Source organism: Clostridium sp. 2218st1_F5_2218SCRN_220325 (genome assembly GCF_039062665.1).
GTDB lineage: Bacteria > Bacillota > Clostridia > Peptostreptococcales > Peptostreptococcaceae > Intestinibacter.
In genome coordinates, this window is sequence record NZ_JBCLNH010000023.1 from 1 (window position 1) to 12,417 (window position 12,417).

Sequence of the window (12,417 nt, forward strand, 5' to 3'; positions counted from 1 at the left end):
CTTATTAATTTATGTGAATATTTCCAATTTTTTCTTGACTTTACTTAGTTAATATTTTAAAATTTTATACATAATAAATATTAAAAATGCAATGATTAGGAAAGTAAATTTAGTGCGGTTATCAGAGAGGGAAATTCATAGGCTGAAAGATTTCCTTAACTTGAGAAATTGAAGACTACCTATGAGCTTCTATCCGAAGTTATCTTTATAGATTTTAGTAAGATTTGACGTTTAGCTTACGTTACAAGTTCAAGTGGATTTATATTAAATCAATTTGGGTGGAACCGCGGGAATTATACTCTCGTCCCTATTTTTAGGGACGGGAGTTTTTTAATAAGCATAAAGAAATCTTTATTCTAAATACCTTTCATAAGGTAGATTTCTTTGAAACACATGTACGGAAATTATAATTATCCACAATTTTAAAGGAATATAATTTCCTATGTGTTATAAAAAAATTATATTTATTGTCTATAATAAGAAAATCTAGATTATATATTAAAATATAGATTTTCTTATTATAAAGAAATACACAGGGGGTAAAATAATGTATTTTTTAAGTACAAGGGGTAATAACGAAAAAATAACAGCATCTCAGGCGATAATAAAAGGGTTATCAAGCGACAAAGGACTTTATGTACCTTCTAGCTTTAAAGATCTAAGTAGTGAATTAAAAAAACTAGTAGATTTAGATTATAAAGAACTTGCTTATGTTATTTTAAAAGAATTTTTAACTGATTATTCTGAAAAAGAGTTGAGATACTGTATCGAAAGCGCTTATGACGAAAAATTTGATACAGAAAAAATAGCACCAATAAGTAAAGTAGGAGAAAACTACGTATTAGAATTATATCATGGGCCTACATGTGCATTTAAAGATATGGCACTCACTATAATGCCTTATCTTTTAAAAACTGCAATTAAAAAAAATAACTTACAAGAAGAAGTAGTTATTCTTACTGCAACTTCTGGAGATACTGGAAAAGCTGCTCTTGAAGGCTTTAGCGATGTAGATAAAATAAAAATCGTAGTATTTTTCCCAGAAAACGGAGTTAGCTCTATACAAAAACTTCAAATGAAAACTACAAAAGGTAAAAATACTTTTGTAGTCGGAATAAACGGAAACTTCGACGACGCACAAACTGGCGTAAAAAACATATTTTCAGATAAAGAGTTTAATAATGACTTAAGACAAAAGGGATATATATTATCATCAGCAAACTCAATAAATATAGGACGTCTAACTCCACAAGTTGTATACTACTTCTATTCATATTTACAACTTGTAAAAGAAAATGAAATAACTTTAGGAGAAAAGATAAACTTTGTAGTCCCAACAGGAAACTTTGGAAATATACTAGCTTGTTATTATGCAAAACAAATGGGTCTTCCTGTAAATAAATTTATCTGTGCATCAAACGACAACAACGTTCTTTATGATTTTTTCAAAACGGGTGTTTACGATAAAAACAGAGATCTTATATTAACAACTTCTCCATCTATGGATATACTTATCTCTAGTAATTTAGAGAGATTATTATTTGAAATATCAGATAGAGATTCTAAAAAAGTAAATAAATTAATAAACGATTTAAATACTAAAGGAGTTTATAAAATAGATGAGAATATGAAAGCAAACTTATCTTCTTTCTATGGAGAATACGCTTTAGAAGATACTGTAGATAAAACTATAAAAGATGTCTTTGATAAATATAAATATTTAATAGATACACACACTGCTGTTGCGTATTCTTGTTATGAAAAATACATAAAAGAAACAAATGACTCTTCAAAAACTGTAATAGTAAGTACAGCAAGTCCTTATAAATTCAGTAAAGACGTGCTTAGTTCACTATCTGATGTAGATAGTAATTTAGATGATTTTGATATAATAAATAAATTATCAGATTTGAGCCACACTCAAATACCTGGACCGATAAAAGAGCTAAAAAGCTTAGAAATAAAACACAATACTACTTGTGAAAAAGATGAGCTTAAATCTGAGATATTAAAATTTTTAGGGAAATAGGTGATTATATGTTAGAAGTTTATGTACCAGCTACAAGCGCAAACATAGGTCCAGGATACGACTGCCTTGGACTATGTTTAGATTTATTTAACAAATTTACTTTTGAAGAATTAGAAAGTGGGCTATTCTTTGAAGGATGTGAAGAAGAGTTTGCAAACGAAGACAACTTAGTTTATAAAACTATGCTTTTCTTTTACGACAAAGTCAAACCTAAAAAAATACCAAAAGGTATAAAAATAACATTTGAAAATAATATTCCAATATGTAGAGGTCTTGGAAGCAGCTCAACTTGTATAGTTGCAGGTCTTATGGCTGCAAATATCCTATCAGAAGCTAATTTAGGCAAAGATGAAATACTTAAATTAGCTATAGAGCTTGAAGGTCATCCAGATAACGTCGCTCCTGCTATATATGGAAATATGATAATAGCATTTATGGAAGATAATAATTTATATCATGAATCAATAGAAGTTCCAAAAGGAATAAGATTTTTGGCTATGATTCCTGATTTTGAGCTTTCAACAGAAAAAGCAAGAGCTGTACTTCCAAAACAAATACCACATAAAGACGGTGTATTTAATGTATCTAGATGTGCACTTTTAATCGCTGCATTTACTAAAAACAACTTAGACTTAGTCAAAGTTGCATGCAAAGATAAATTCCATCAAGATTATAGAAGCCATTTAATAAATAATTACGACGATATCGTTAAATATGCAAATAAATTAGATTCACTTGGTACATTTTTAAGTGGCGCTGGACCAACTATTATGACTATAGCTAAAGATAGCGACGATAAAATACTAGATCAGATGAATTCTTATTTATCTACTTTAAAAGATAAATGGCAAATACTAGACTTACACTGCGACCCTAATGGAGCTTATTGTAGAGAAGTTTAATTTAGAAATTTTAAAATTTATAATTTTGCATTATAATATAAATATATATACTCATCATATATATAATTATATTATTTATAAAATGTGTTTAATAAAAGCTTTCCTATTTTGGAAGGCTTTTATTTAGGAAATTTTGAGGAGGATTTATGGAAGAAATACTAAACACTGACCAAAACAAAAACTTTTTTCAAAAGAATATAAACATAATTATATGTTGTATCTTTTGTACTGCTTTATGGGGAAGTGCCTTTCCTTGTGTAAAACTTGGATACGAATTATTTAATATTTCTGTAGACGATATTTTTTCAAAAATATTATTTGCAGGTTGGAGATTTTTCTTAGCGGGAATAATAGTTTTATTAATAACAGCTTGTATTCAAAAGAAATTTCCAAAATTAAAAAAAGAAGCTATAAAATCAGTTGTTATTTTAGGCTTTATCCAAACTACATTAGAATATATATTCTTTTATATAGGGCTTTCGTATGCGTCTGGATTTAAAGGAGCTATACTAAACCCTACATCTACTTTTATGATGGTTATATTAGCCCACTTTTTCTACAAAGACGACAAACTTACTTTTAGAAAAACCCTTGGTTGTATTGTAGGATTTTTAGGAATTATAATAGTCAATCTAAGTGGAGATGTAAATAGCCAAAGTAGCTTTTTAGGTGAAGGTTGCTTAATTATTTCGGCGCTTGCCTTTGCAATCGGCTCAATAATAAGCAAAGAAGCTACCAAAATAGAATCTAATCCTATGATAGTTACTGGTTATCAACTTCTTATAGGAGGATTTATACTTATAGTATTTGGACTTATTGGAGGCGGAAAACTTCAGGTCACATCTACTTCTGCTTTTATGTTATTTTTATATCTTGCGCTTTTATCATCAATAGCATTTAGCCTTTGGACTACACTTTTTAAATATAACCCTGTAAGTAAAGTGTCTATTTTTAATTTTTTAACACCGATTTTTGGGACTATACTATCTGCACTTATTTTATCAGAAGATGTCTTTAATCTTAAAAATATATCTGCACTTATCTTAGTTTGCTTTGGAATTTATATTGTAAATAAGCCAAAGACAAAAAATACTTAAAGTAATTACTTTAAAATTATAATTTTATACATTATAAGGAAGGCTTTATATCAAAATTAACTTGATTTATTTTCTTAAACAGGTTATCCTATTTTAAGGTAGAAAAATATCAAAATTAGATTTATAGGAGAGTGATGAAAATGGACGCTAGTCCCTTGAGTATATCGTCAATTAATTTTTCACTTGTCTACCTATAAATGACTACTTATTTTGTTATAAATTTTAGTCATTTATAGATATATAAGTGCACTAAATATATAACTGAATAAGGAAGTGTTATCGTGATAAGATATTATAAAACTATTGAAGGCAAACTGGAAAAGCTAAATTCATACGAAGACGGATGTTGGGTGAATTTAGTCGAACCTACTAATGAAGAAATAAGCGAATTATCTAATATTTTAGATTTAGATATAGATAGTATTAATGCGGCCCTTGACGAAGAAGAACGTTCAAGAATCGAAGTTGAGGACAATCATACATTAATTCTTATTGATATACCTATAGATGAAAGTGACTCTTCTTCAGCTCACTATTCTACAATTCCCTTAGGTATTATTTTAATGGATGAATGTATTTTGACAGTATGTACTGCTCAAAGTAGACTTTTAAATGACTTTATAGTTGGACATATTAAGGAGTTTTTCACATTTAAAAAGACACGATTTATTCTTCAAATTTTATATAAAAATGCAACATATTATTTATTATATCTAAGAAGAATAAACAAATTAACTATAGAAATAGAACGTGAAATCCATAATTCTATGAAGAATAAAGAACTTCTACAACTTCTAGAATTAGAAAAATCTTTAATTTACTTTTCAACATCGCTAAAGTCTATCGAATTAGTTCTTCAAAAACTGCTTAGAACTTCAGCTATTAAAAAATATCCAGAAGATGAAGATCTACTTGAAGATGTAATAATCGAAAACAAACAGGCAGTTGAAATGGCTACTATATATGGAGATATCTTAAGTAGAATCATGGATGCATTTAGCGCAATTATAAACAATAACCAAAATAACGTAATGCAGTTTTTAACAGTCGTTACATTTATTTTTTCTATTCCAACAATCGTATCTGGATTCTTTGGAATGAATGTTGCAAATCTTCCGTTTGAAACCGACCCTTATGGATTTTGGATTATACTTTTAATTACGACTGTAATATGCTTAATTCTTACGATATTATTATCAAAAAATAAATTACTGTAATTATATATATTAAAAGGAGCGAAAACGCTCCTTTTTTACTATTTATATCCTAGTCTATTTTCGACTAGCATCTTGTCTATTCTCTTTTCATATTTATTGCTCAAATCTTCTTGTATATCTAATATATAATTTGGAATATATTCCTCTTCTTCAATTTTAGTCTCTATAAATTCGACGAATTTAGGAACTAAGAAGCTATCTGTGTTTAATTTAAACTCTGGTATACTGTCGTATATATCCTTGCTGTTAAACAAACCTTCATCTGCTAATTCTTTATACATAGTTCTGCCTTTTTTAAGATAAAGACCAGCTAACATATATTCAGAGTCCCTATTTCCAAGTTCTACACCTTGCTTGAAGTATTTTTTAGCCACTTCATCATCTTCTAATTTAAGACTTATCTGACCTAAGTTAAATATAGATTCTACTAGACCTTGATTTTTTGATCTTTCATACCAATACTTAGCATTTGTATGGTCGTTATAATAATTTTCGTATATTAATCCAACCATATGCTCTGCATATGCATTTTTTTCATTTGCACATACATCTAGCATCTTTTTAGATTCTTCTAAGTTACCTTCTTCGTAATATATTCTTCCAAGATGTAATTTGGCATTTAGATGATTTTCATCAGTAGCCATTAGATAGTATTTTTTAGCTTCTTCTAAATTATTTAAATCTTCGTATATAAGACCTACTTTATAACTAGATTCTTTGTCGTTATTGTTTGCTGCTTTTTTATACCATAAAATAGCCTCGTCTAGATTTTCAGCTTCTACATATATATCAGCTAATTTCTTTTGACAAGTTACAAAATTTGAATTTCTCAAATAATATGATATAGCCTGTTGATAATCTTTTGTCTGATAATATAAGTCTCCCAAGTTCTCTACAGCTACTTTACAACCATCCATTATTGCTTCTTCATAGTATTTTATAGCTTTTTCATAATTTTTTTCTTCAAAATAAAGTCCAGCAAAATTATTTTTAGCTTCTACTAATGAATCATTAGACGCTAAATCATAATACAATTTTGCACTTTCAATTGTGTTTTTTCTATTATATAAATTCCCCAGTCTCAACTTAGCCATACTGTGATTAGAGTCTATCGCTTCTTTATAGTAATCTATAGCATCTTCATATAGATCTTTTTCATCATATAAATACGCCAGTCTATACTGTGACTCAACATGGCCTTTGTCTGCACTTTTTTTATAATATCTTATTGCGTCGTCGATGTTTCCGTTAGCTTCCATATATAAACCTAAATTGTAACATCCTTTTTCATATCCACTTTTATAAAGCTGTTTATATAAGCTAACTGCTTCTTTTTCCATGTTCTTTTGCATATATAAGATAGCTAAATTGTATTTACATTCGTTATTACCTAATATATGACCTTTTTTATAAAATTCTATAGCATCTTCTTCTCTTTCTAGTGCCATATATAAATTCCCTATATTAAAACACGCCACTCCATCATTTCCATGTGCAGCAGTTTTTAACCACTTTTCTGCATTATGAAAATCTCTAAGTTTAAAGTGGACAATTCCTAAATTGTTTTGGCATCTTAAATCTCCATTTAAAGCCTGTTTTTCATACCAATAAAGTGCATACTCATATCCCTCAATATTGTAGTACATATTTCCCAAATCAAAAGCAGAGTCTTCTTTTCCGTTTTTATATGATAAAGAAAACCACTTTTCAGCTTCAACATATTGTTTTCTTTCTAAATAAAGCTCCCCTAATCTATATTGTGCTTTTACGTGATTTTGATTTCCAGCGATTATGTAAGATTGTATAGCTTGATCTTTTTTCCCTATCTTCTCAAACATATTAGCTTTGCTATAAGCTATGACTGCTTCTGTAGGTACTTCTTTACCCTTTTTCTTCATTGAAAATTTATTCATTTTCACTTCATTCTCCTATTTTACTTCTATTTTATAATTATAATAACACACTCATACTATAAAATATTATATACTAAAATATATTTTATTTATTTCCAAAACCCAAAATTTAATAAAAATGTAATTATTTCAATATAAATAGTAATATAAAAGCAATAAATCTACTACTTTTCCATAGCTTTGAGTTCCTTCTTTTACTCTATTTGACTTTAGATAGACATTGTTCATATTCTCTGATACTTTGTTCACTTTACCTTCGTATTTTTCCCAAAATGATGAATAACTTATTAAGTCGTATCTAACATCTTTATCTATTTTTTCTGTCATAGATTTAAATTTATCGTAATCTACTTTGCTAAGTGCAGAAGCGGTGTATTTTAACGCCATAAAATATCCCGAATAATTTACATATGGCTCTTCGTTATTTATACAAGCTATATAAGCTAAAAAATTGGCTTCACTTTCATTTGCATACCCTCTTTGGTGTGCCATTTCATGTAATATAGTAAATGGCATACTAGTTAATGGCTGATTTATATTTATATTAGCTTCACCTGTAAATGGTGAATAAATACCCGTTATACTAGTATATGAAAGTAAGTTTGAATTTAATATTATCTTAGCTTTTGAGTAATTTCCTTGCTTATTTAGATTTAAAAGCTCTACATTATCATATGCACTTTGTAAAGTAGAAATCATATTTTTAATACTTTTAATATCTTTATTTAATTCATTATTAGAATTATTCACTATTTTTTTACTTTCATTACATTTTTCAATCAAATAACTGTATAATTCTTCTAAATCATTTTTGTCAAATGCAATATTAGATATATCCTTTTTATTTACACTAGATTTATATTCTGTTTTTATACTTTCTTCTAATCCTACTCTATTGTAATTAATTCCCCATAATACTATAAATAAAAAATACATAAAACATATAAACGCCAAATAATTTAAAAGTATATTTTTCAAACTATTAAAAAACGATTTTTTATCTTTAAATAGCTTAACTGCCAAATAAATTATAGAAATTAATATCGAAAGTACAAAAATATATATAAGTATCTCAAAATACGAAAAATCAAATGTAGAATTTATCTTGCTCAAAAATTTCACTATATATATGTCTAGTTTTTTAGAATAGTAATTTTCTACTAAATAGCTGTACTTTGACGATATATACTTTATAAAAAGCGATATAATAAAGAGTATATACGCGCTTATCCTAAATTTCTTCATTTTTCCCTCCATTTTTAACTTTTAAAATAATAATAGCACGAAAGTTTTAATTTATTCTATAGATAAGTTAAAAACTTCGTGTTATTATAAGGTATAATAAAATTTGTATATATTAGAATACTATAAATATATACTAATAATTATAATAAAATACAGTAGGTGAATATATGAACAACATAAAAATAAAACTGACAAGAGACAAGTACAACTTTAGATTTAAACAATACGAAGGGATGTATTTTCACTGTGAAATAAAAGACGACAATACAGTTAGATATAAAATAACTAAAGATGAAGCCGGAAGTGAATTAAAAGAATTTGGAAATACACATATAAAAGATAATATGATATTTATTCCTCAAATAGATGCTTATATTGATTTAAGATAAGTTTAAAAGGTGTAGCTTTACAGAAATTATATTTCTATAAAACTACACCTTTTTAAATTATATATCGATACTTTCAACTGTAACAAGACCTTTATTTTATAAGTTGAATAAAGAATAGTACAACCACCATTACTAGTGCTACTTTAAATACTACTCCTGATACAAACTTCAATAATTTTATCGCTATTCCCGCTACTACAATTAAAAGCGCTATTCTAAATAATAAATCTATAGTCATATCTTTCCCTCCATACAAATAAGTCTTTATACATTATATTAACATAACTCTTAAAAGTATAATACAGAAAATTTATGTACTTAGATTTAAATAAAATTAACAAATTCCTAAATTTTTATTACAATTTATAAGTTTTTATTTTATTTAATTATAATGAAGCTCTTTGTTTTGCCCATTTGCTCACTATTTCTTCAGATTTTGAGGCTTCAGATCCTTTTATAGATAAGCCATCTAATACTTTAGCTCCTTTACAAATTCTTCTAAGGTCTGCTTCACTACTTCCCATTCCACTGCCTTCATTTGTGCAAAAAGGAATTATAGTTTTGGATTCTAAATCGTAATTTTCTAAGAAACTAAATAAAACCATAGGCATAGTTCCACACCAACTTGGATAACCTACAAATATTGTATCGTACTTATCTAAATTATCTAGATACTCTTTTAACTTTGGTCTTGCATTTTCTTTCATTTCTTTTACAGACTCTTTGACACATTCTTTATAGTTATTTGGGTATGGTATAGCTCTGTCTATTTCGAATATATCTCCTCCAACATTTTTTTGAATCATTTCTGCTATTATTTCTGTGTTTCCCTTTGATATACTTTTTATTTTTCCATCAAAATAGTTTTCACCTTTTTTAGAGTAGTATACTGTTAAAATATTTGCCATATTAACATCTCCTATAAATTTTAATTATAAACTATACTGTATACATTTAGTATATATAGTAAATGTATACCTTTTTTTATTATTTTGCAACTTCTTTTATTATATTAAGTGCATTTAATGTTCTAGGATATCCTATAAACGGCATACATTGTGATACTACTTTTATTAAGAAGTCTTTATCATTTCCTATATTTAGATTTCCTTGGATATGAGATTTAAGTTGCATTTCGCATCCTACTTGAGCTAGAAGAAAGCACATAGTTATCATCTCTCTTTGTTTTAAGTTAAGTCCATTTCTTGTATAGTAATCCCCAAAACAATTACCTGCTAGCCATTTATTTATATGGCGAGTATCTTCATCTCCAATATTTTGGAAGTTTCTCATATTTTCCCCGAATATAGCTACTTGAGCTTCATTTCCTTTTTCTACTCTATTTTCCCTATTTGTTGTAGCTTGTCCTTCTAATGGTAATTTTATACCTTTTTTAGTTAAAAATTCATTTACTGCATCTAAAAATGGGCGTACTCTACCGATTCCTAAATACGCAACCGACTGATATACAATTTCTTTTATCTCTACAGGACTAACCTCAAAATTATAAGCTGCTGGAAGCATCATCTTAAACTCATCAATTCCCCCACAGCCTAGAAGTGTAGCTAATATAGCCATAAACTTAGTATGGTCGTCTAAGTCATTTTGATTTGTAACCTCATCAAAAGTAAAATTATCAAATAACTCTAAAAATTCTGGGTCTGTATCATATAGTTTTGATTTATACCCTGGAAACATTTTATCATTATACTCCTTTGCAAAATCTGATATTGCCATAATTATACCTACTTAACATTTTACACCTAATTTAAATAATTATTCCATTTATGGGAATTGAACTCATCCAATTTTTTCAAGAAACAAATTCTAATTCATTGTGCTATAATAGCATTTATGCTCTGAATTAATTCTAATTATTTTACAAGAAATTTTTATTACAAGGATCCATAATATCAATTTTTAATGTAAAATAAATCACTTATTTACAGTGTAGCACTTAGAGTTAACTTCATGTCAACAAAAGATTTTAAAAGTTTAATTTAAAGTAATATTATTTTATAAATTAGGAAAAATAAAAAAAAAGAAATTTAAAAGGAGAAAGTCATGTCAAATACAGAAAACAATTTTAAAAGTTATCTTTTATCAAAATGTACTATCGGATATGGTATTATAAATGGTTTAATAAATGCAGGAATATTCTATCTTATGGAGAAATCTCATCCAGACGCTATGTTTGGTAGTGCTGATATAATAAAAGACCTTACATTTACTACATTCTTATTAGGATTCCTTTTAGCACTTATAGTTATGCCTTTAACTGCTAAAGATTTAGAAAAAGGTAAATTTAGCTCACAAGAAGGTGTACACAAATTTGAAAAATATCTTCCAAATCACTTATTTGTGTTCTCTATAATAATAGGACTTGTTACTTGTGCTTTAACAATAATATTATCATCAATAATAGTATTCTTATTTAACATAGCTCCACTTACAGTTATGCAAATGATGATATTCAAAGGAACTATATGTGCTATATGCGGTGGTATAGCAGGATACCTATGCATAATAAAAGTTGCATATAGAAAATAATTAAATTGATTATAACCGATTTATTATAAATAAACCCTATACACAAGACACTAGAAAAAGTGCCTATATGTATAGGGTTTATTTATAATTATTTCTTTCTCTGAAAGAAACTCTGTATGATGTTGATTCCTTTTTAATTCAGAAATCAACTTTTAATATGTCTTTGTAACCTTTTTAGCGTCCTTGATAACGCTCTACTTTATAAATTACTTAGGATGCACCCTTTAACATAAAACGTTTTCATGTAATTTAAACAAGCTTTTCAAAAATTTGTTTTTCTTCAACTTGTAATTTTTTTATTCTTGTATTTATCTCTTTATTATATGATTCTACCCATTCACTACTTAAAAGGTTGTTTTCTAAATAATAAGGATATCTTCTTTTCATGCATATTATCTCATTTTGTAGTAAAAATATATCGTTTTTTAAGTCAGCTATGTTTAAATCTTTTCTCTTATTGACTTTTAAGTTTTTAAGCAACATAAGAGTTGTATCATCGTAATTTAGATAAGCATTTTTAGCTCTCTCCCATAAATTATTGCTTTTTAGACTGTATATCGATGGATGCATAACAGATATCACATCTAAAAATAATGAATCTAGCAAGTCTTTTTTACCTTTATTTTTTTCTCTAAGACTCAACACTTCTTTTGATTTTTCACATTTTACTTCTAATTCACAAATTTGTTTAGATAAAATTCCAGTTTGTCTATCTATTTCTTGTTGTATATTTTTTATTTCTTTTTCCCTTTTTAAACCAAAGTAATTTTCATAAATATTTTGTTTTATTCTAAGTTCTTTTATATTTTTATTATGTTTTAATTCTTCTATCATCAAGTCCCCAAAATGAAATAAAAATTTTGATTCTGTATAAGGCGCATCTCTCATTATCAATTTATTTTTCTCAAATAATAATTTAATGTATTTATTTAAAAGGTTATTATATTCATTTATGTTCATACAACTCCCTCCTTTTAAAAGTTTTTTCTATATTTTATGAAATACAAACTTTTAATGCCATCTAAATACTTTTCTATATATCTTATTAATTTTACATTACATATAAAAATTCCTT

At 27.1% G+C, this 12,417-nt stretch carries 12 protein-coding genes and 1 other annotated feature; of the genes, 6 read left to right on the plus strand and 6 right to left on the minus strand.

The features are described 5' to 3' along the window. Positions 1-82: 82 nt before the first annotated feature. Positions 83-312: a binding site (T-box leader), on the plus strand. 235 nt (positions 313-547) lie between these two features. The 4 genes from thrC (at position 548) to ABCM86_RS12395 (ending at position 5,245) form a co-directional block, all read left to right on the plus strand. Beyond that, complete coding sequence (gene thrC, locus ABCM86_RS12380) at positions 548-2,029, plus strand: threonine synthase (RefSeq protein WP_295677234.1); 1,482 nt, start codon at positions 548-550, stop codon at positions 2,027-2,029. Positions 2,030-2,037: 8 nt separating this feature from the next. Next, positions 2,038-2,931, plus strand: a complete 894-nt coding sequence (gene thrB / locus ABCM86_RS12385) for a homoserine kinase (RefSeq protein ID WP_295677236.1) — start codon at positions 2,038-2,040, stop codon at positions 2,929-2,931. A 146-nt stretch (positions 2,932-3,077) separates the two neighbouring features. Beyond that, positions 3,078-4,028 carry a DMT family transporter gene (locus ABCM86_RS12390; protein WP_295677239.1) on the plus strand — a complete coding sequence of 317 codons (951 nt, stop codon included), beginning with the start codon at positions 3,078-3,080 and terminating at the stop codon, positions 4,026-4,028. Positions 4,029-4,309: 281 nt separating this feature from the next. Next, positions 4,310-5,245 (plus strand): magnesium transporter CorA family protein, encoded by a 936-nt coding sequence (locus ABCM86_RS12395; protein WP_195930372.1) that lies wholly within the window; start codon positions 4,310-4,312, stop codon positions 5,243-5,245. Between the two features lie 38 nt (positions 5,246-5,283). Here the strand turns inward: ABCM86_RS12395 and ABCM86_RS12400 are convergent, their stop codons facing one another. Continuing rightward, positions 5,284-7,158: a tetratricopeptide repeat protein gene (locus tag ABCM86_RS12400; protein WP_295677241.1), complete on the minus strand. Its 1,875-nt coding sequence runs from the start codon at positions 7,156-7,158 to the stop codon at positions 5,284-5,286. A gap of 129 nt (positions 7,159-7,287) precedes the next feature. Beyond that, positions 7,288-8,415 (minus strand): DUF3810 domain-containing protein, encoded by a 1,128-nt coding sequence (locus ABCM86_RS12405; protein ID WP_330593246.1) that lies wholly within the window; start codon positions 8,413-8,415, stop codon positions 7,288-7,290. A 155-nt stretch (positions 8,416-8,570) separates the two neighbouring features. On the opposite strand from ABCM86_RS12405, the gene ABCM86_RS12410 reads away from it, so the two are divergent. Further along, positions 8,571-8,792 carry a hypothetical protein gene (locus ABCM86_RS12410; RefSeq protein ID WP_195930366.1) on the plus strand — a complete coding sequence of 74 codons (222 nt, stop codon included), beginning with the start codon at positions 8,571-8,573 and terminating at the stop codon, positions 8,790-8,792. 91 nt (positions 8,793-8,883) lie between these two features. On the opposite strand, the gene ABCM86_RS12415 is transcribed toward ABCM86_RS12410, so the two are convergent. The 3 genes from ABCM86_RS12415 to ABCM86_RS12425 all read right to left on the minus strand — a co-directional run bounded on the left by ABCM86_RS12415 (position 8,884) and on the right by ABCM86_RS12425 (position 10,529). Next, positions 8,884-9,030 carry a hypothetical protein gene (locus ABCM86_RS12415; RefSeq protein WP_195930364.1) on the minus strand — a complete coding sequence of 49 codons (147 nt, stop codon included), beginning with the start codon at positions 9,028-9,030 and terminating at the stop codon, positions 8,884-8,886. A gap of 148 nt (positions 9,031-9,178) precedes the next feature. Beyond that, positions 9,179-9,700, minus strand: coding sequence for a flavodoxin (locus tag ABCM86_RS12420; RefSeq protein WP_295779137.1), 522 nt, complete (start codon positions 9,698-9,700; stop codon positions 9,179-9,181). Positions 9,701-9,779: 79 nt separating this feature from the next. Continuing rightward, a complete protein-coding gene (locus tag ABCM86_RS12425) occupies positions 9,780-10,529 on the minus strand; it encodes a carboxymuconolactone decarboxylase family protein (protein ID WP_343004088.1) in 750 nt (249 codons plus the stop codon). Positions 10,530-10,856: 327 nt separating this feature from the next. On the opposite strand from ABCM86_RS12425, the gene ABCM86_RS12430 reads away from it, so the two are divergent. Further along, positions 10,857-11,342, plus strand: a complete 486-nt coding sequence (locus ABCM86_RS12430; RefSeq protein ID WP_195930358.1) for a hypothetical protein — start codon at positions 10,857-10,859, stop codon at positions 11,340-11,342. Positions 11,343-11,591: 249 nt separating this feature from the next. Here ABCM86_RS12430 and ABCM86_RS12435 read toward each other — a convergent pair whose 3' ends face one another. Continuing rightward, positions 11,592-12,302 carry a hypothetical protein gene (locus ABCM86_RS12435; RefSeq protein ID WP_295734324.1) on the minus strand — a complete coding sequence of 237 codons (711 nt, stop codon included), beginning with the start codon at positions 12,300-12,302 and terminating at the stop codon, positions 11,592-11,594. Positions 12,303-12,417: the final 115 nt, after the last annotated feature.